Source organism: Rhodanobacteraceae bacterium (genome assembly GCA_016713135.1).
GTDB lineage: Bacteria > Pseudomonadota > Gammaproteobacteria > Xanthomonadales > SZUA-5 > JADKFD01.
This window is the reverse complement of record JADJPR010000022.1, coordinates 266721-286903: the sequence shown is the minus strand read 5'-3', so window position 1 is coordinate 286903 and position 20183 is coordinate 266721. Positions and strand designations below refer to the sequence as shown.

Genomic DNA, 20183 nt, shown 5'->3' with positions numbered 1-20183 from the left:
ACCGTTCAGGTCTGCTTCGGCAGGATGAGACGGCCGCTGCTGGAGAGCTATCGATGAGCCAACCGAATCGTGCGCTGGTGTGGATGCTGGGTTTCCTCGGGCTGGTCGCGCTCGCCTGCGCCGCCCTGTACCAGCCGCTGCTGAGCGCCTTCGGCGCGACCCCGGTGTTCAACGGGGTGATCCTGCTGGTGTTCCTGGTCGGCGTGCTCGCGAATGTGCGCCAGGTGTCGCGGCTGCAGCATGAGGTCAACTGGATCACCCACTTCCGCCGCTCGAACCCCGAGCGTGCGCATGCGCCGCCGGTGTTGCTGGCGCCGATGGCGCAGATGCTGGCGCGCAGCGAGCGCCGGCCGCTGACGCTGAACACCGCCTCGATGCGCTCGATCCTCGACAGCGTGCACCTGCGGCTGGAGGAACAGCGCGATCTGTCGCGCTATCTGGTCGGCCTGCTGATCTTCCTCGGCCTGCTCGGCACCTTCTGGGGCCTGCTCAAGACCATCGGCTCCGTCGGCGAGATCATCGGCGGCATGACTGCCGGCGCCGATGCGGTGGCGATGTTCGAGACCCTGAAAACCCGCTTGCAGGCCCCGCTGTCCGGCATGGCGACCAGCTTCTCGACCTCGCTGTTCGGCCTCGCCGGCTCGCTGGTGCTGGGCTTCCTCGACCTGCAGGCCGCGCGCACCGCCAATCGTTTCTACACCGAGCTGGAAGACTGGCTTTCCGGCATGACCAAGCTGAGTGGCAGCAGCGGCATGGCGGTCGAGAGCGACACCTCGGTACCAGCCTATGTGCAGGCGCTGCTGGAGCAGACCGCCGATGGCCTGGAGCGGATGCAGCGCGCGATCGTCGACAGCGAACGCGAGCGGCGCGCCAGCGCCGAGCAACTGGTCGAGCTGAATGCGCAACTGGGCAAGCTCGGTGAGTTGCTCGGACGCGAGTCTCGCGGGCTGAGCGAGCTGGCGCAGTCGCAGCAGGAGTTGCGCGGCGTGCTCAAGGCGATGGCCCAGGCGCAAGGCGGCGGCCACCAGCTGAGCGAGGAACTGCGTTCCGAGTTCCGCCTGCTGACGCGCACCATCGCCGCGGCGATGGAGCACAAGCGGCCGGCCGCCTGAGGCCGCCGCGATGAGCACCCTCGCCTCGCGCCGCCGACGCTCGATCGACTTCTGGCCGGGCTTCGTCGATGCCCTCAGCTCGTTGCTGATGGTGCTGGTGTTCGTGCTGCTGATCTTCACGGTCGGCCAGTTCGTGCTTTCCGACGCGCTGTCCGGCCGCGACAAGGCGCTCGCGGCGCTGAATGCCGAGCTGGCCGAACTGGCGCGCAGCCTGTCGATGGAGCGCGAAGCCAAGCTCAAGGCGGAATCACGGGTGGGCGAGCTGTCCGCCTCGCTCGCCAGCACCGCCGGCGAACGCGATACCCTGCGGTTGTCGCTGGACCAGACCCAGGCCACGCTGACCCAGACCCAGGCACAACTGGAGGGCAGCGAGTCGGAAGTCGCACGCCTGACCGCCGACATCAACGCGCTGGCCGAGCTGAAGAAGCAACTCGAGAGCGAAGTTGCATCGCGCCTGGCGGAGCTGGAGGAAAACCAGGAAAAGCTCGCGGTGCAGACCGACCTCAGCGCCAAGTCCGCAGCGCAGGTGGAACTGCTGAACCGCCAGGTGGCCGCCTTGCGCCAGCAACTCGCCGAGCTGTCGGCCTCACTTGACCTGGCGAAGGCCCAGAGCAAGGCCAAGGATGTGCGCATCGAGGAGCTGGGCAAGGAGCTGAACCTGGCGCTGGCCAACAGGGTCAACGAGTTGCAGCGCTACCGTTCGGACTTCTTCGGCCGATTGCGCGAGGTGCTGGGCAACCGCGCCGACATCCAGATCGTCGGCGATCGCTTCGTGGTTCCCTCGGAGCTGCTGTTTGCCTCTGGCACCGACGAACTGACGCCCGCGGCGCAGGCGCAGCTCGACCAGTTGGCGCAGACGCTGCTGGAAGTCACCGCGGAAATCCCGCCGGAGATCGACTGGGTGCTGCGCATCGACGGACACACCGACAAGCGCCCGATCCGCACCGCGCGCTTCCCGTCCAACTGGGAACTGTCGACCGCGCGCGCGATCGCCATCGTCAAGCACCTGGTGGTGTCCGGCATCCAGGCCAACCGGCTGGCGGCGAACGGCTTCGGCGAGTTCCGTCCGCTGGACCCGGCGGAAACCCCGGCGGCCTACGCCATCAACCGGCGCATCGAGATCCAGCTGACCAATCGCTGAGCCGCGCTATCGGTTCCCCCATCGCAGACGCCCGCGAAAAAGTAACTCAGTCGTCGACCAGGGTGCAGGCGTATACCTGCTGGGGTTTTCGCGGGGGATACCAGCCGTCGTCGCGCGCCAGCGCGGCGGCGGCCTCGATCGTCGCGTAGTGAATGTCGACGATGTCGCCGACCTGTGGGGCGTAGCCGCCGGCCATGCTCACCGCCACCGGCAGCGAGTGCCGACGGCAATGGTCGAACACCATCTGGTCGCGTTGGCGCAGGCCTTCCTTGCTGAGTTCGAGGTAGCCCAGCGCATCGCCCGCAAAAGGGTCCGCACCCGCGAGGTAAATCACTGCATCCGGTCGTGACTGCGCCTGGACGTAGGCCAGGTTGCGTTCCAGCACGGCGAGGTATTCGGCATCGCCGGTGCCCGCCGGTAGCGCCACGTCCAGGTCGCCCTGCGGCTTGACCGCCGGGTAGTTGCGCGCGCAATGGATCGAGAAGGTGTAGATGCTCGGGTCGTCGCGACAGATGCTGGCGGTGCCATCGCCCTGGTGCACATCGAGGTCGATCACCAGCACGCGGCGCGCCAGTCCGAGCGCCTGCACATGGCGCGCGGCGACCACGCTGTCGTTGAAGATGCAGTAGCCCGCGCCGTGCCCGGCGGCGGCGTGGTGCGTGCCACCTGCCAGGTTCACTCCAACGCCGCAGCCCTCGATGGCGCTGCCCAGTGCCGCCATCATCGCGCCGGACACCCGCCGTGTGCGTTCGGCCATCTCCGGGGACCATGGAAAGCCGATGCGCCGTTGCTCGGCGGCGCTGAGTGTCCCGTCGCGCACCTTGGCCATATAGTCGGCGGTGTGCGCGCGCAGTACCGCGGTGTCATCCGCGCGCGGCGCCTCCAGCAGGCGGGCGCCCAAGGACGGGAGACTGGCCTGCACCCGCTCGTGCAGCAGGCGGTATTTCGCCATCGGAAACCGGTGCCCGGCGGGCAAGGGCAGCACGAAGCGGTCGCTGGTATAGATGTTCATGAACGCGCAACCGGGCATGCGGCACGGGGTGCGGGAAGAGTGCTTGCGCGAGCTGCCGCCCGCATCCCCCAGGTCACCTCGCCGGCAGCAGCGGCAAGGGATCGACCGGTTTGCCGTTCTTGCGCACTTCGAAATGCAGCAGCACCCGGTTGGCGGCGTTTTTGCCCATCTCGGCAATCTTCTGACCGGACTTGACCTTGTCGCCTTCCTTGACCAGGCGCACGCGGTTGTGGCCGTAGGCCGAGAGCAGTTCCGGCGAGTGCTTGACGATGATGAGCTCGCCGTAGCCGATCAGTCCGGCGCCGCTGTAGACCACCTCGCCATCGCGCGCGGCGCGCACCGGCTGGCCGGCCTCACCGGCGATGTCGATGCCCTGCCGCGTGGGATCACCGGCGGCATAGGTGCCGACGACCTTGCCGGGCGTCGGCCAGATCCAGCCGGCGGCGCTCGGCTTGCTGCCGGCGATGTCCGTGGCGCCGGTGACCGGGGCTGCGGTGGAGGGAGCAGTCACCGTGGCCGGGGCGGTCGGTGGATTGGCGGGTGCCGGAGTCGGAGCTGCCGTCGTCGTGGCAGGCGTTGTTGCCGCCGCGGGGCGCGCGGGTTGCGTCGTTGCCGCACCAGCGGCGACCGTCGGCAAGGGCGCATCGGGTTCGAACACCGGCGCAGCTGAAGTGGACGCGGTCGACGGGCCCGCCGAAATCGGCTGCGCGCCTTCCGGCAGGGTCACGCCCAGGTTCGGATCGTAGCCGGGACCCGGGGCGGGCCTGCTGGCAGCGGCCGGCGCGCCGGCGGTTGCCGCAGGCGTCGCTGCGGCGCCTACGCGCTCGGCGTTGGCCGGCGGCGGTGCGGCTGCGACCGCCGTTGCCGTGGCGGAGGCGGCCGGACGCGCCGGTGATGCCGCCGGGGCCTTGCGCTCGCTGACTCGCAGGCGTTGCTTGGGATAAATGGTGTATGGCGCCTCGATGCCGTTCCAGGCAGCGAGATCGCGGTAGTCCACGCCGTATTGCAGCGAGATCTTGTACAGCGTGTCGCCCGGCTGCACGGTATAGCTGTCGCCTGCCGTCGCGCTGGGTGTGGGGCGGTGCACCGGCGGCGGGGCTGATTCGTCGGCCGGTTGCACCATGACCGAGCGGGTGCAGCCCGCCAGGGCCACGGCGGCCGCCAGCAGAGACAGGCGCAAGGCGCTCAAAGCACGCCCCGAACCAGCGGAACGAAGCTCACCGCACCCAGATTCTCCCGCGACCATCCGTCCGTCCCCCGAACCATGCGTATCAATGTCTGTTGCCCGGCCGGCCCGAGCGGCGCGACGGCGACACCGCCGACCGCCACCTGGTCCAGCAGCGCCGGATCCAGCGAATCGCGCGCGGCGGTGACGATCAATGCGTCGAACGGCGCATGTTCGCGCCAGCCGATATTGCCATCATCGTGCTTCGAGCGGATGTTCTTGTAGCCAAGCTGGCGAAAGCGCTTGCGCGCCTGACGCAGAAGCTCGTCGATGCGTTCGACGGTGTGCACTTCGCCGACCAGTTGCGACAACACCGCCGCCTGGTAGCCAGAGCCGGTTCCAATCTCGAGCACCTTCGTCGGCACCCGGTCGCGCAGCAGCGTGGCGGTCATCAGCGCCACCACATAGGGTTGCGAAATGGTCTGGCCCATGCCAATCGGCAATGCGGTGTCCTCGTAGGCGCGACTGGCCAGCGCCTCATCGACGAACAAATGACGCGGCACGCGGCCGATGACTTCGAGCACGCGTGGATCGCCGATGCCCTGGGCCTTCAGCCGCTCGACCAGGCGGTCGCGCGCGCGCTGCGAGGTCATCCCGGTCCCCTGGGCAACCACCGGTGGCGGCGCGTGGAAGCGGGTCATCGCAGCGTGGCGACCCAACTGGCGACCTTGTCGAGCGCGGTGTAGCGCGTCAGGTCGACGGTGATCGGAGTGATCGAGATGTAGCCTGCACGCACGGCGTGGAAATCAGTGCCGGGACCCGCGTCCTGTTCCGGGCCCGCCGGTCCGATCCACCAGATCGGCCGGCCGCGCGGATCGGCCTGCGGAATGCAGGGCTCCGAACGGTGGCGATGTCCGAGCCGGGTGACCTCGAAGCCGCGGATCTCGTCCCATGGGCGGTCGGGGACATTCACGTTGAGGATGGTGTCGGCCGGCAGCGGGTCTTCCAGCAGCCGCGCAACCAGCCGCAGCGCGGCGCGGGCGGCGGTCTCGTAGTGCTGGCCCGTGTGGTCGCGCGTGACCAGCGACACGGCGATTGCCGGCAGGCCCAGGAAGCGCCCTTCCATCGCGGCCGCCACCGTGCCCGAATACAGCACGTCGTCACCCAGGTTGGCCGAATTGTTGATCCCGGAGACCACGATTGACGGCTCCGAGTCGAGCAGGCCAGCCAGCGCCAGGTGGACGCAGTCGGTCGGGGTGCCGGCCACCCGGTGGCGTCCGTTCGCGAGCGCCGTCACCCGGATCGGCTGGTCCAAGGTCAGCGAGTTGCTGGCGCCGCTGCGGTCGCGGTCGGGCGCCACCACGCTGACTCGGCCCAATTGGGCCATGTGCGCGGCAAGCACCTGGATCCCCGGCGCATCGACCCCGTCATCGTTGCTGATCAGTACGTGCATACAAACTCTCGCAGGCCAGCCGGCGATAATAGCAATGCCATGCCGCCACAGACTCCCGACGCCCGATGAAGCGTGTCCCGCAACCGTCATGACGACTGCGCCACCCGCATTGTGATATTCCCTGGTGGTGACCGGGGCCAAGCGTTCCTGCCTGCCCCTCCCCGGCCCTTCCCGACATCGGGGAGGGAACTACCGCCCAGTCGAGCTTCCCTTGCCTGAACGACGTTTACCGCAGCCCAGCGCAGAGGATCGCGAGTTGTTCCGCGACGCGATCGGGCCGGTGCGTGTGATCGCGACCGAGTCCGACCCGCGCGCGCAGACACGCCCTGCGCCGGCGCCTGAGCCGCGCCAGTCGCTGGCCGACGAGCGCCAGGTGCTGGCGGAGTTGTTGGCGCAGGACGAGGTGCTGGTGGGCCTGGCCAGCGGCGATGCGCTGTCGCACCTGCAGGACGGCTACCCGCCCAAGTTGCTGCGCCAGCTGCGCCGCGGGCAATTCGTGATCGAAGACGAACTCGACCTGCACCACCTGCGGCTGCACGAGGCACGCGCCCTGCTGTCGCAGTTCCTCGCCGAGTGCCGCAAGGGTGGCCGCCGCTGCGTGCGCATCGTTCACGGGAAGGCGCGCGGTTCCGACCAGGGCAGCGTGATCAAGGCGATGACCGACCGGGTTCTGCGCCAGCGCGCGGATGTGATCGGCTACACCTCGGCCCGCCCCCAGGAGGGCGGCACTGGCGCCGTGCTGGTCCTGCTGAAAGACGCCTGATCAGCTCCCGACGACGCGACTGGTCAGCGCGCTGACCCGGGCCGTGGCAAGCAGCATGTTCAGACGGTCGAGCAGCACCGGCTTGGTGAGCCACTCGTCGACACCGGGCGGCAGCACCTTGGGTGCGAGGTGACCGGAAATGATCGCCACGCGAGTGCCCTCCATATTGGCTTCGGTGGCGCGCAAGGAACGCGCCAGGTCGGGGCCGTTGCCATCCGGGAGCTCCACATCCAGCAGCACCAGGTCGTAGTGCGCAGCGGCCACGCGGGCACGCGCCTCCTTGGCCGACGCGGCCTGATCGACCTCACACTCGAGTACTTCAAGCTGGCTGCGCAGCGCCAGTGCGACATCCTCGTCGTCGTCGACCATCAGCACGTGCAGGCCGGTGCCCTGCGCGCGCTCCAGACGTTCAGTGGTGTCGAGGTTGGCCGCACAGGCCTCAAGCGTCAGCTCGAAGCGGAACTGCGCCCCCTTGCCTGGGGCGCTGTCGACCTGGATCTGGCCGCCCATCAGACGCACCAGGTCGGCCGAGATGGCAAGGCCAAGACCGGCGCCTGCTCGATGGCGCTGTCCCGCGCGGCCCTTGGCGAAGGGCTCGAACAGGCGTTCGATGTCGTCCGGGTCGATGCCGGGGCCGGTGTCGCGTACCGCGAAGCTGACGCGCACGCGGTTGTCGCTGGAGCGTGCGCGTACCCGCAAGCTGAGGTTGATCGCACCGCGCTCGGTGAACTTCAGGCTGTTGCCCAGCAGGTTGCCAAGCACCTGCTGCAGGCGTTCGGCGTCCGCCAGCACCAGGTCAGGCAGGTCCGGGCCGAGATCCAGCTGGAGAGTGAGCCCCTTTTCGCGGGCTCGCGGCAGGTGCAGCTGGTACAGGCTCTCGGCGAGCAGTCGCAGCGAAGCTGGCTGCAGCGACAAGCTCAGCCGACCCGACTCAATGCGTCCGCGGTCCAGCAGGTCCTGGGCGAGTTTCTCGATGGTGGCTCCGGCTGCCCTGATGGCTTCGACCATACTGCGCTGAGCGGCGTTGATCGGCGTCTTCAGCAGCAGCTCCGACAATCCAAGCACGCCGCCGATGGGGTTGCGCAGCTCATGGCTGGTCTGGGTCAGAGCGCGCAGGCGTGCGTCCAGTGATTGCTGCAATCGCACATTGGAGCGCCGCTGGGCGGCGAAGTAGACCGCCATCACCAGCACCACGGCGATCGACAGCAGCACCAGGAAGATCGTCAACTGGTTGCGCTGTGACAGCGCGCGTTCGCGCTCGCGTGCCAACGTGGCCTCGCCTTCCAGGCGCATCATTTCCAGTGCCTGCTCGGCATAAGTCAGGCGCGCGTCGAAGTCGTCCGAGGCCGATGCGCGGTCGCTCCTGGAGACGTCTGACTCGAGCGTCAGCAGGCGGTTGAGCATCTGCGCCCATTCGCTGTCCCTGGGCTCGGACATGAGCTTGACCGAAACCTGCTCGCGCACCACTCGCAGTTCGTCGCGAGCCAGCCCGAGGTCACGAAAGGACCGAAGGGCAATGGCCATCTCCCGCTCCGCTGTTTCGCGGTCACCGGCGTCCATGGCCGCCAGACCGAGCAGCTCGTGCGCCAGCCCGGAGAGCTGCGAATTCTTCAATTGGGCGGCGAGTTCCAGCGCGCGCGCGGTATTCACCTGCACCCCCTTGCGATCGCCGCGCGTGCGCGCGAGGCGCGCCGCCTCCAGGTGCAGTTCCGAGTGCAGTTTGGGATCCACCACCACTTCGACGATGCTGAGCGCCTCATCCAGCGCGTCGCGGGCCTGGTCCAGTTGTTCCGTCAATGTCAGTGCGCGGGCCAGGTTGCGCAGCAGGCGCACGCGCATCGGCAGTGCCTTGCCGGGAGCCAGTGCAGCGATCCCTTCTTCGGCATACCTGCGCGCCAGATCGTGCTTGCCCAGGGAATTGCTCAGCGTCGAATAGGCCAGCTTGACGTCGGCGACCAGCTCTCCGGAGGGGCTGCTCTTGAGCAACAGCTCAGCTTCGACCAGCAGTTGCTCGGAGCGCGAGTAGTCCTGCAACGACATCCCTGCGCGCGCCTCGGCGATCAACCCACGGATGACGAGGATCGGATCCTCGGCCTCCTCGGCGAATCGGCGAGCCTGCGCGCCGGCGCTGCGCTGGCATGCCCAGTCCGCCACCATCCGGCAGGCGTTGGCATGCGCCAGGTGCAGCAACGCAATCACGCGCTCGTCGCGCTGTAGATTCGCCTGCTCCAGCGCCTGCGGAATCACCCGCAACACCTGGTCGGGATCGGTCAGTGCCTGGATTTCCAGCGGGTGGCGCGGCAGTTCCGAATCGGCCGCATCGGCAGCTGAGGTGCGGTCTGTCGCGGCCGCGAGCGGGTTGGCGCATGCCCAGAAGGCAACCCAGACGATCAGCCAGAGGCCAATGCCATTGCCTTTGGGAATGCGACGACTCACTCGTTCCTGCCTGCAACCGCGGAGGTGCGGAGTACCTGGCGAATTCTACCGAAATGCAACCGATTGTTCATCCGTATTGAGACCTGTTCACTACACCATTGGTCGTGTCTTCGTGTCGCCGGACAGCCCTGCGGTGGCCACGTTGGCTGGGCGATAATCGCGCGATGCCCGACATCCTGCTTTCCACCCTCAACGCCCGCTATTCGCATGCCTCGCTCGGCCTGCGCTGCCTGCGCGCCAACCTCGGCCCCTTGCGCACGCGCAGCGCAATCGCGGAATTCGTGATCGGGCAGAAGACCGAGGAAATCGTCGAACGCCTGCTGGCCGCTTCCCCCAGGGTGATCGGACTGGGCGTCTACATCTGGAACGTGGAGGAGACCACGCGGCTGGTCGCCCAGCTCAAGTTGCTCGCCCCGGGGATCGTGATCGTGCTCGGCGGGCCCGAGGTCAGCCATGAGGTCGACCAGCAGCGGATCTGCGCGCTCGCCGACTTTGTCATCACCGGGTGGGGCGACATCAGTTTTGCGGCGCTCGCGCAGCGGATTCTCGACGGCGATCCGCCTGCGACGCGCGTGATCGCTGGGGTGCAGCCTCCGCTGGATACGCTGGCCATGCCTTATGGCGAGTACACCGACGAAGACATCCGCCAGCGGCACCTGTACGTCGAGGCCTCGCGCGGCTGCCCCTTCAAGTGCGAGTTCTGCCTGTCGGCGCTGGACCAGACCGCGTGGCCGTTCCCCTTGCAGCCCTTCCTGGATGCCCTGGAGCATCTGTACCAGCGCGGCGCGCGCCAGTTCAAGTTCGTCGACCGCACCTTCAACCTGAAGGTGGATGCCTCGCTGGCCGTGCTGGACTTCTTCCTCGGCAAGATCGCAGAGCATCCGGAGGATCCGCCATTCGCCCACTTCGAGCTGATCCCGGACCACCTCCCGGAACGGCTCAAACTGGCAATCGCGCGCTTTCCGCCAGGTACGCTGCAGTTCGAGATCGGCATCCAGACTTTCGATCCGGCGGTGCAGAAGCGCATCTCGCGGCGACAGAAGAACGGCGTCGCGGAAGACAATCTGCGCTGGTTGCGCCAACACAGCGGCGCGCACCTGCACGTGGACCTGATCGCCGGGCTGCCCGGAGAGGATGTCGCGACGTTTGCGGCGGGATTCGACCGCCTGGTCGCGCTGGCGCCCCACGAGATCCAGTTCGGCATCCTCAAGCGTCTGCGCGGCGCCCCGATCGCGCGGCACACGGCCGAATTCGACCTGCGCTTCGCCCCCGATCCGCCCTACCAGATCCTGGCAACCGACGCGATCGATTTCCCGACGATGCAGCGACTGGCACGCTTCGCACGTTACTGGGATCTGTACGCGAATTCCGGTCGCTTCCGGCGCAGCCTGCCACGCCTGCTGGACGCTGCGCCTTTCGCCAGTTTCCTGGCCTTTGCCGACTGGCTGTATGCGCGCACCGGGCAGACGCATGCACTGGCGCATGATCGGCTGGTCAACCTGCTGCACGAGTATCTGGTCGAGCGCGGTGACGTGGACGCAGAATCGGCCCTGCTCGCGGATTACCGCGGTGCCGGAGGGCGTTCCAGACTGCGGTTCGAGGACGCAACAGCGCCGGTGCCACCACCGCGGACGCGCGCTGGCGGGGCCACCCCGCAGCGCCAGGCGCGCCATTTGTAATCAACCGTTCGGCGGCCAGCCGCATACGCCGGTCGTTTCACCCATGCACGTCGCCCGCATCTGCGCTCTGATCGCGCACACCGAAGCGGAGGCATGCCAACCGTGCTCGTATCCGAACGATCCAGTCGTTTGCAGATCGCCGCATCGACTGCGCGGCGCACCCCGCAGGTGCTGCAAACCAGTGTCGCCATCGATTTCGCACAAGGCCTGCTGACCATGAGCGTGGATCTGACGACGCGCTTCGGTCGGCGCCCCGCATACGACTGGCTGCTGCGTCTGGACCTGGCGTGGAATCCGCCGGTACACGAACAGTGGCACGGGCACGGTCACTGCGTGGGCGGCCACATCGATATCGAAGTCCAGCCGACACATTGGCCCAAGGGCAACGAGCGCTGGTTCCTGCACCTGTGGATGCGCGATCCCACCGGCAATGCAGAGTGGGATCTGGTCGATACGCGCCTGCTGACCTGAGGTCGTTCCAGATTCTCAGCGCAGCGCTTCGTCGATGGCCTGGCGCAATTCGGCGGCATCGGGCTTGACCCGGCTGCCAAACGCCTTGATGACATTGCCGTCCTTGCCGATCAGGTACTTGTGGAAGTTCCAGCCGGGCTCTCCTCCGCCTTGCTTCGCCAACTCCTGGTAGAAGGGGTCGGCAGCGTCACCCTTGACCGAGACTTTCTCGAACATCGGGAACTTCACGCCGTAGGTGAGGGTGCAGAACTCGCGGATCTGCTGCTCGGTCCCTGGCTCCTGACCCATGAAATCGTTCGAGGGGACGCCGACCACCGAGAAGCCCTTGTCCGCGTATTCGGCGTGCAGTGCTTCCAGACCCTCGTACTGCGGTGTAAAGCCGCACTTGCTCGCGGTGTTGACAACCAGCAGGACCTGGCCCTCGAACTGCGCGCAGAGGTTGACCGGAGTCTTGTCGGCGAGCGGCCGGAAACTGCGGTCCAGCAGTGGGCTGCACGCGGCGTGCGCAGCGAGTGACGCAAGCGACAAAGCCGATGCCAGCAACATGCGAATGATCATCGGGGCTTCCTGCCTTCTGTGAGTTGGACCCGAATTCAATCACGCCGCGCATCGGCATTCGGTGAACAATCCTGCGTCTGCCTGCAATTGAAGGCTGTCCTTGTGTCCTGTCAGGAACTTGCGTCATATACTTGAGGTCAGCTGTCAAGCCCCATTGGCGACATTATCCTGACCCTGCGATGACTCCACGACTGCTTTTGCCAGCCCTTGCCCTGCTCCTCTCCGCCCAGGCTGTCCAGGCGGCGAGCGAGAACATCTACAAATACGTCGATCGCAACGGGGTCACCGTCTACACCAACGTGAAGCCGCGCGGCGTGGCCGCCCGGATCATTGGCACGTATTCCTGCCCGGCCTGCAAGGTCGATTCGAAGATCGACTGGACGCATACCGGCCTGAATGTCACCGCCTACAGGGAAGAGATCGCCACCGCGGCGCGCTTGAATGATGTCGACGAATCAATGGTGCGCGCGATCATCCACGCTGAAAGCGCATTCCGGCACGAGGCACTGTCGCCGGTGGGTGCCCAGGGATTGATGCAGCTGATGCCGGGCACGGCGGGCATGTACGGCGTCGACAACGCTTTCGATCCCAAGCAGAACATTGCCGCGGGCGTGAAGCATCTGCGGATGCTGCTCGACATGTTCGACGGCGATTTCGAGCTCGCAGCTGCGGGCTACAACGCTGGAGAGAACGCCGTGTTGCGCCATGGCGGCATCCCGCCCTATGCCGAAACCCAGGTCTACGTCGAGCGCGTCGGCATCCTGCAGAAGCGCTATGCAACGGAACTGGCGGCTGGGGCAATGGGCGGTGTGTCGGCCGGCAGCGTGTCTGCAGGCGGACTCTGACCGCTTGCGCCGCCGGCGCAACCCGAGGGTTCAGTCGGGATCGCGCCAGGCTTCGCCGCGCTGGTACAGGATCAGGCGGGCAGCGAAGCCCTCGCGCGCTCCGGGTCCGAGTTGGGGATCGCTGGCAGCCAGTGCCAGTGCCTCGCGCTGCGTGGCTGCTGCCTGCTCGAATTGGCCAGCAGCCGCGAGGCAAGCGGCCAGGGTGTCGGTCAGATTGGCGCTGCGACTGCGCTGCAGCGCGTCAGTGACCAACCGGGTGCCAGCCACCGGATCGCGCAGGCCCGCGTCGCCGCTGCTGCAACGCGTCCACGCCAGGTTGGCGATCGACGGCGCGTGTCGCTGCCGCGCCGCACGCTCCCACCATTGCACGGCCGCGGCGCGATCGCGCTCGCCGCCGCGACCGCTGTAGAGCGCCCGGGCGTAGAAGTCCATCGCATCGAGGTGGCCCGCCTTGGCCGCGCGCCGGTAGTGTCTACGCGCTTGACTCAGGTCGATCGCCATTCCGCCCTGCCCGAACTCAAGCACCTGGCCGAGCCGGAATCCTGCCGCGCTGTTCCCCTCCGCTTCCATGCCGCGCAGCAGGGCCATGGCCTGCGCAGCATCCGCCTCGATGCCCTGTCCAAGCAGCAGCGCGCTGGCCTGGCGCACGCGTGCGCCGGCAACGCCGTCCGCCACCAGTTCCTGCAGCAGCGCATAGCCTTCCTTGGGGGTTCCTTCGAATCCAGGCGTGGCGGACAGGTACAGCTCTGCGAGTTCACTGGCGGCATTGCGATCACCGAGCATCACCGCGCTCAGGTACCAGGCTTCGGCGCGACCAGGGTTCGCCTGCAGTCCCAGCGAGGGCTCGCGCCAGGCGCGAGCCAGGCGCCGCATCGCGGAGGTGTTGCCGAGTTCGGCGGCGCGCCGGAACAAGGAGAGCGCGCGCTTCGGGTCTGCATCCAGGCCCATCTGCCCCTGTTCCATGGCAATCGCGAACAGCGACAGCGCGGCACGATCGTCGCCCGCCGCCGCGGCTTCGATCAGTGGCCATCCGCGCGCAATGTCGCCTCGCTTGAGCGCTGCAACACCGAGCCGGCGGTGCGCTGCCGGCGAACCCCGCTCGGCTGCGCGCAGCAACCAGGTCTTTGAGGTTTCGCCGCGCACAGGCGCCAGACGCCGGTGACGCAGCAGATCTGCCAGCAACAACATGGCCTGGGTGCTGCCACCGTTCGCCGCAGCGCGGATCCGGCGCGCCAGGTCGCGGTCGACCTTCGCCAGGTCGCCCGCACCGAGCCAGAGTCCGGCGTAGGCCACATCGGCCTCCACCCGGCCCAGGCGCTTCGCTGCGCGGTCCAGCCAGCGACGGGCATCGCGTGCGGTGCCTGCCCCATCCACCTTGCGCGATGCCGCCAGCGCCATCACCAGCATCGCGTCGCCCAAGCCGCGCTCGGCCAGCGGGCGCACCAGGTCGAGCGCGTTCGCGGCACAGCGACCGTCGTCGTCCAGCGCCAGACACAGCGGCAGCAGTTCCAGCGCAGCCGCGGTCAGGCCCGACAGGGCCAGTCCCTCGATTCGCTGGGCCGCCTCGGCGGGCGCGAGTTCGCGTCGCGCGAGTGCCGTGGTGATCGCTGCCAGTTCCGCGGCGCTGTTGCCGGCGGCCATCGATTCCTGCAGGAAGCGCTGGGTCAGGCCCTGCTCGAATGCCGGGTAGCGCTCTTCTCCCGGGGCGGTTTTGAGCAGATGCCAGAGCTCGAGAATGTCAAAGTACAGCTTGTGCTCGCGCTGCTGCGCGGGGTCCCGCCAGGTGGCGACGAACTGGACGCTGCCCGCTGGCCGCATGACCTCGTAGCGGCCGTACAGGGGCTCGCCGCCGAGGTGCTCGACCAGTGCAACGGCATCCGCCTCGGTCATCACCAGCACCGGCTTGCGCGCAGTCCGGCCGGCGTCATCCGCCAGCAGGAACTCGCGCAGCGCGACCGACTCGGCTGTTGCCCGTTCGCGTGCAGCCGCGTCCGCCGCGCAGCGTTCGACCAATTGCGCCAGCAGCGGACTGAAGGGATGGGTGCGCCGGGAGTTGCCCAGTTCTATCGCAACCACGGCACAGCGTTCCGCAAGGCTGCCCTGCGCCTGGTCGAAGCTGACCAGCACGTCGTAGCTGGCGGTCACATCCTCGAAACGCGCGTGATCGATGAAGCGCTGCCAGCGCTGCGCAAGCGGTGGCGCCGCCGACGCCGAAGCGCCGACGGCCACCAGCAGGGCCGCGATGCCCGCCAGCAGGCGCAAGCCGACGCCGGCGGGCATGCGCATCCGGCTCAACGGGCCTGAGTGTGCCTGGTCATCCACGCTTCGACCGTGCGGTGCCACTGCACCGAGTTCTGCGGCTTCAGGATCCAGTGGTTCTCGTCCGGGAACCACAGGAATTCGCTGTCGATGCCGCGGCGCTGGGCGGCGGTGAACGCGGCGATGCCCTGTTCGAAGGGCACGCGGAAATCGAGCATGCCGTGGATCACCAGCATCGGCGCCTTCCAGTCCTTCACCCGGTTGACCGGGTTGTGCTTCTCGAAGTTCTCGGGCTTGTCATAGTGCGTGCCTTCGAACTCCCATTCGTCGAACCAGAGTTCCTCGGTGGTGTAACTCATGAAGCGGTTGTCGAGGATGCCGGCGTGGGTCACCAGGCAGCGGAAGGCATCCGGCCAGGCGCCGGCGATCCAGTTCATCATGTAGCCGCCGTAGCTGCCGCCGCCCGCGCAGGCGCGGCTGGTATCAAGGAAGTCGTACTTCGCCGCGGCTGCGGCCAGACCCTTCTGCAGGTCTTCCAGCGGCTTGCCGTCCCAGTCACCGCGGATCGCGTCGGTGAAGGCCTGGCCGTAGCCGGTGGAGCCATGGAAATCGATGAACACTGCGGCGAAACCCTTGCCGGCATAGGTTTGCGGGTTCCAACGGTAGTGGAAGCTGTTGCCCATCGAGCCCTGCGGGCCGCCGTGCACGAGGAAGGCCACCGGGTACCGCTTGCCGGCCTCGAATCCGACCGGCTTGACCACCCAGCCGTAGACCGTCTCGTCGTTCCAGCCCTTGAAGCTGAACTGCTCATAGGCGCCGAAGGCCACATCCTTGAGCCGCGCGGCATTCACCTGCGTCAGTTGCGTCGAGGCACCGCCGCCCAGCGGCACGCGGTGGATGTCCGCCGGCGAATCGAGGTCGTCGATGGCGGCGTAGATCGCCTTCGCGCCAAGGGCAAATCCACTGACCTGGCCGGCGCCGGTCAGGCGCTTCGCTGCGCCGGTCCTGACGTCCACCGAATACAGCGGGTGCTCGCCGAGGTCGTCCACCGGCACGTACAGCGTGCGGCCGTCATCCGACAGCGTCAGCCCGTCCGGCGAACGGTCCCAGTTTGGCGCCACTTCGCGCACGCCGCCGCTGGCGAGGGTCAGCTCCAGGATGCGGTTGCGGTCGGCCTCGTAGCCGGCGCGTTCCATCGAGCGCCAGTAAATGCGCTTGCCGTCCGGCGAGTACACCGGCGTGGTGTCATAGCCGGGATAGGTCGGCGTCAGGTTGCGTGGCACTCCGTCCGCCGTGGTCGAGACTTCATACAGATCGGTATTGGTGGACCAGGGCTCGGACTTGCCGGCGATGCGCGCGGTGAAAACCAGCTTGCTGCCATCCGGAGAGAAGGCCACTTCGCCCATGTCGCCGAAGGGCTTGGTCGGGGCGTCGCCGTCGATGCCACGAGTCAGCCAGCGCGCATTCCCGGCGGCCTTGCCCTCGACGTCCAGGTCCATCAGGAACAACTGCGCGCGGGTGCCGCGTTGCCAGGTGTCCCAGTGCCGGATGAAGAGCTTGTCGTGTTTGGTGCCGCTGGTCTTCTCAGCTTCGTCGTCCGCGGCCTTTTTCTTGCTGCACGCGAAGTCCGCCCCGCACTCGGGATATACCTCCAGGGCCAGCGCAATGCGCTTGCCGTCCGGCGACAGCAGGAATCCGCCCACGTCCAGCGGCAGCTCGGTGACCGGCCGCGCTTCGCCCGGGCCGTCGAGCAGCCAGACCTGGGCCGAGCCGCTGCGGGTCGACAGGAAATACAGCTTGTCGCCGGCAAAGCGCGGATGCATCGCGCTGGATCCCGGCGCTGTCAGCCGTCGCGGTTGCGCGTTCTTCTGGTCGAGGGCCAGTTGCCACAGGCTCTGCACGCCCTTGTTGGCATCCCAGTCGGTCTGGCGCAGCGCGTAGACCAGGCGGGTACCGTCGGCGTTGAGTTGCGGGTCGGAGACGCGGTCCAGCCGCACCAGGTCATCGACATCGAAAGGACGCACCTCGGCGCCGGCGGCCAGCGGCGCCAGCAACAGAGCCAGGCTCAGGGTTCGCAGCATGATCGGGACTCGCGCGATTCAGGGGGAGCCGAGTCTGCCACCGCGCAAGCGCGGCGGCATCTGCCTTTCGGCGCAGCTGGCCCAGCCGACGCGTAGCGACCAGCCAAACAAGGCGTGGCGGATGCAAACACCGAGGGCGAGAACTCGCCGATGGCGCCATCGGAGTTGCTGGCGAGATTGCCGGCGCAAGATTGCAGCTGACCCCCTGCCCATTATTATCGGCTCCAGCTTTCGCTGCGTGCCGACGGCCCGGTCATCGCGCCGCGAGTGCGCGCACGCCGTCCACCGAGGCCCAATGCACCGCCTGGCCGCCGAGGAAGCTGCGCAGCAGGGGCGCGGCCATTGCGGTGGTGACCAGGCACATGAGCACGAACATGGTGTAGAGCTGGCCATTCAGAACCCCGAGCTCCAGGCCCAGCGACACCGCGATCAGCCCCATCAGCGCGCGCGTGTTCATCAGCGAAGCCACGGCTCCCGCCTCGCGGTGCGCCAGGCCGGACCAGCGCCCGGCAAGGTAGCAGCCGCCAAACTTGCCGAGCACGCTGAGCAGGATCACCGCGCCGCACGCCACCCAGGCGAGGGTGCTGTCGAACTCACCGATGCGGGTATTGAGGCCGGTGTAGGTGAAGAACACCGGCACCAGCAGCAGGCGCACAGGATCGGCGTAGCGCTCGTCCCAGCGCTGCTCCAGGTTGCCCTGCCCGTGCAGGGCCACGCCCAGCGCGAATGCGCCGAAGATCGCGAACACGCCGAGGTAATAGGTGGCGAGGCAGCTCAGCAACAGCGTCGGCGCGAGGAACAGCAAATGGCCCGGCGACAGGGCTGCGTGCCGCTGCAGCACCCGCGCGTGCAGAGGCCTGGCCACCTTGAGCAGCACCAGCGCCAGCAGCGCCAGTCCGGCGATCTGCAGCAGCGGCTTGAATCCGACCATGCCGGCGCCGACCAGTGCCGCAATCGCCGCCAGGCCGATCCATCCGATCAGGTCGTCGATCGCGGCGGCACTCAGCGCAGTCATGCCGATCAGCGAGCGCTCGAGCCCCAGTTCCATCAGGATGCGGCCCATGATCGGCAGCGCCGAGATACTCATCGCGATGGCGACGAAAAACGCCAGTCCCGCCAGGCTGGCGTCCGGCGCAAACTGTGCGTGCAGCCAGGGCGAAACGGCGAGTCCCAACGCAAACGGCAGCGCGATGCCCACCGCCGCCACCGCCAGCACACTGCGCGAGCGCCCTTTGAGGTGCGAGAAGTCGAAATTCAGGCCGACGTGAAACAGGAACAAGATCAGGCCGAGCTTGCCGAGGAAGCGCAGCAGGTCGGCGCCTTCTTTCGGGAACAGCAATGCGAAGGCTTCGGGCCAGATCAGGCCCAGCACCGACGGGCCGAGCGCCAGACCGGCGCAGATCTCGCCCACAGCCGGCGGCTGGCCCATGCGCACCGCCAGCCACCCGCCGAGGCGCGCAGCCAGGATGATCAGCACCCATTGCACGAGCACGATCGACAACAGGGCTTCGATGCTGGCTGGATTCATGATCGCCCCATCGTGGTCGAAAGGCTCAGGCGGCGGCAACCTACGCGCAGCGCGCGGCAGGCGCAACCGACCCCGCCGCTGCATACGAATGCGCCCGGATGAACGGCACCGGTCGCCTCATCGCAGGGCGTCGCGCAGTGCCTGGGCCTGCGCCCCGATGGTCTGACGCTGCCCGGGATCCAGCCGCGACAGGTTGCGCCACTGCAGGGCCGTGCGCGGATGCCGTGCGAACCGCGCTTCGTGTCGCATCAGGAAGTCCCAGTACAGCGTGGTGTAGGGACAGGCGTCCTTTCCGGTCGCCTTGGCTGGGTCGTAGCGGCAGCCGGCGCAGGCATTGCTCATGCGCTCGATGTACTTGCCGCTGGCGCAATACGGCTTGCTCGCCATGAAACCGTCGTCGGCATACTGGCTCATGCCGATGGTGTTGGGCAGTTCCACCCATTCGACCGCGTCGACATAGACCGCCAGGTACCACTCGTGCAGCGCGCGCGGGCGCACGCCCAGCAGCAGCGCGAACAGCCCGGTCACCATCAGCCGCTGGATGTGGTGCGCATAGCCGAACTTCAGGGTCTGCCCGATCGCATCGTGCAGGCAGGCCATGTCGGTATCTCCGGTCCAGTAGAAGCCGGGCAAGGGCTCGTCCGCGCCGAGCGCGTTGTCCTCCAGGTACTGCGGCATGCGTAGCCAGTAGAGCCCGCGCACATACTCGCGCCAGCCGAGCACCTGGCGGATGAAACCTTCGACCGCCTCGATCGGCGCCCTGCCCGCGCGCCAGGCGTCCTCGGCCGCCCCGATCACCGTGCGCGGATCGATCAGCTTCAGGTTCATCGCCGCCGACAGCCGCGAGTGGTACAGCCAGGGCTCGCCGGTCCAGATCGCGTCCTGGTAGCGGCCGAAGGCGACCAACCGATGCGCGATGAAGTCGTCGAGCGCTTGCTGCGCCTGCATGGGCGTCAGCGGCCAGTCGAAGGTGGCGAGGTCGCCGGGGTGGTCGGCGAACCTCTTCCGCACCAGTGCGACCACTTCTCGGGTGATCTCGTCCGGCGCGAAGCGCAGCGGCTGCGGCAGCAAGCCGGGACCGCGGGCATCGAAGCTGCCGCGATTGTTCGCATCAAAATTCCAGCGTCCGCCGACCGGCTCATCGCCATCCATCAGCACGCCGAGCTTGCGCCGGAAATGGCGATAGAAATGCTCCAGCCGGAACTCGCGGCGCCCGCGCGCCCACGCTGCGAATTCGTCCGTCGAGACCAGGAAGTGGCGGTCCGGGCGCTCGTCCAGCGGCAGGCCTGCAGCGCCCACCGCGGTCCGCAGCGACTCGCGCACGCGCCAGTCGCCCGGCTCGGCCATGATCACGCGCTGCGGATCGAGTGCAGCCAGGTCGGCCCGCAGCGCCTCGGCGAGACTCGCCGCGAAGTGTTCATCCAGCCTGCGATAAACCACCCGCAGGCCGCGTTCGCGCAGTGATTGCGCGAAATGCCGCATGGCCGACAGGAACAAGGCGATGCGCGCCTGATGCGACCACACATGGGTGGATTCTTCGACGACTTCGGCCATCCACACCGCGTCCTGCGCCGGATCGAAGCCGTCGAGGGCGCTGCTGTCGGGGTCGAGTTGGTCGCCGAGAATGACGACCAGATGTCGGGTCTTCATGTGCATCGCCGGAGCATGCCGGCCAGCGGG

General features: G+C 67.7%; 16 protein-coding genes. 6 read left to right on the top strand and 10 right to left on the bottom strand.

Features of this window, described 5'->3' with window-relative positions; translation table 11 throughout:
- Positions 1-53 precede the first annotated feature (53 nt).
- Both IPK27_19260 and IPK27_19255 read left to right on the top strand, forming a co-directional pair.
- On the top strand, positions 54-1112 hold the full coding sequence (locus IPK27_19260; GenBank protein ID MBK8069676.1) for a flagellar motor protein MotA: 1059 nt from the start codon (positions 54-56) through the stop codon (positions 1110-1112).
- A 10-nt stretch (positions 1113-1122) separates the two neighbouring features.
- Positions 1123-2253, top strand: coding sequence for a peptidoglycan -binding protein (locus tag IPK27_19255; protein ID MBK8069675.1), 1131 nt, complete (start codon positions 1123-1125; stop codon positions 2251-2253).
- A gap of 46 nt (positions 2254-2299) precedes the next feature.
- On the opposite strand, the gene IPK27_19250 is transcribed toward IPK27_19255, so the two are convergent.
- The 4 genes from IPK27_19250 to surE all read right to left on the bottom strand — a co-directional run bounded on the left by IPK27_19250 (position 2300) and on the right by surE (position 5883).
- The gene (locus IPK27_19250; GenBank protein MBK8069674.1) at positions 2300-3265 is read right to left on the bottom strand and encodes a histone deacetylase; all 966 of its coding nucleotides are present in this window, start codon (positions 3263-3265) and stop codon (positions 2300-2302) included.
- A 73-nt stretch (positions 3266-3338) separates the two neighbouring features.
- Positions 3339-4388 carry a peptidoglycan DD-metalloendopeptidase family protein gene (locus tag IPK27_19245; protein MBK8069673.1) on the bottom strand — a complete coding sequence of 350 codons (1050 nt, stop codon included), beginning with the start codon at positions 4386-4388 and terminating at the stop codon, positions 3339-3341.
- Positions 4389-4450: 62 nt separating this feature from the next.
- Complete coding sequence (locus tag IPK27_19240) at positions 4451-5131, bottom strand: protein-L-isoaspartate(D-aspartate) O-methyltransferase (protein MBK8069672.1); 681 nt, start codon at positions 5129-5131, stop codon at positions 4451-4453.
- Positions 5128-5883, bottom strand: a complete 756-nt coding sequence (gene surE, locus IPK27_19235; protein MBK8069671.1) for a 5'/3'-nucleotidase SurE — start codon at positions 5881-5883, stop codon at positions 5128-5130. The genes IPK27_19240 and surE overlap by 4 nt, the downstream gene beginning before the upstream one ends.
- Positions 5884-6094: 211 nt before the next feature.
- On the opposite strand from surE, the gene IPK27_19230 reads away from it, so the two are divergent.
- Positions 6095-6646, top strand: a complete 552-nt coding sequence (locus tag IPK27_19230) for a Smr/MutS family protein (GenBank protein ID MBK8069670.1) — start codon at positions 6095-6097, stop codon at positions 6644-6646.
- Here IPK27_19230 and IPK27_19225 read toward each other — a convergent pair whose 3' ends face one another.
- A complete protein-coding gene (locus IPK27_19225; GenBank protein MBK8069669.1) occupies positions 6647-9082 on the bottom strand; it encodes a response regulator in 2436 nt (811 codons plus the stop codon).
- Between the two features lie 164 nt (positions 9083-9246).
- Between IPK27_19225 and IPK27_19220 the strand changes: the two genes are divergently transcribed.
- Entirely contained in the window at positions 9247-10761 is a 1515-nt protein-coding gene (locus IPK27_19220) for a DUF4080 domain-containing protein (protein MBK8069668.1), read from the top strand.
- A gap of 102 nt (positions 10762-10863) precedes the next feature.
- The gene (locus IPK27_19215) at positions 10864-11232 is read left to right on the top strand and encodes a hypothetical protein (GenBank protein MBK8069667.1); all 369 of its coding nucleotides are present in this window, start codon (positions 10864-10866) and stop codon (positions 11230-11232) included.
- Positions 11233-11247: 15 nt separating this feature from the next.
- Here the strand turns inward: IPK27_19215 and IPK27_19210 are convergent, their stop codons facing one another.
- Positions 11248-11790, bottom strand: coding sequence for a glutathione peroxidase (locus IPK27_19210; GenBank protein MBK8069666.1), 543 nt, complete (start codon positions 11788-11790; stop codon positions 11248-11250).
- A gap of 179 nt (positions 11791-11969) precedes the next feature.
- Here IPK27_19210 and IPK27_19205 point away from each other — a divergent pair, with 179 nt between their 5' ends.
- Complete coding sequence (locus IPK27_19205) at positions 11970-12635, top strand: lytic transglycosylase domain-containing protein (GenBank protein MBK8069665.1); 666 nt, start codon at positions 11970-11972, stop codon at positions 12633-12635.
- 30 nt (positions 12636-12665) lie between these two features.
- On the opposite strand, the gene IPK27_19200 is transcribed toward IPK27_19205, so the two are convergent.
- From IPK27_19200 to IPK27_19185, 4 genes are all read right to left on the bottom strand, one after another.
- Entirely contained in the window at positions 12666-14915 is a 2250-nt protein-coding gene (locus IPK27_19200; protein ID MBK8069664.1) for a sel1 repeat family protein, read from the bottom strand.
- 11 nt (positions 14916-14926) lie between these two features.
- The gene (locus tag IPK27_19195; GenBank protein MBK8069663.1) at positions 14927-16975 is read right to left on the bottom strand and encodes a S9 family peptidase; all 2049 of its coding nucleotides are present in this window, start codon (positions 16973-16975) and stop codon (positions 14927-14929) included.
- A 253-nt stretch (positions 16976-17228) separates the two neighbouring features.
- Positions 17229-18503, bottom strand: coding sequence for a cation:proton antiporter (locus IPK27_19190; GenBank protein ID MBK8069662.1), 1275 nt, complete (start codon positions 18501-18503; stop codon positions 17229-17231).
- A 117-nt stretch (positions 18504-18620) separates the two neighbouring features.
- A complete protein-coding gene (locus IPK27_19185; protein ID MBK8069661.1) occupies positions 18621-20153 on the bottom strand; it encodes a cryptochrome/photolyase family protein in 1533 nt (510 codons plus the stop codon).
- Positions 20154-20183 lie beyond the last annotated feature (30 nt).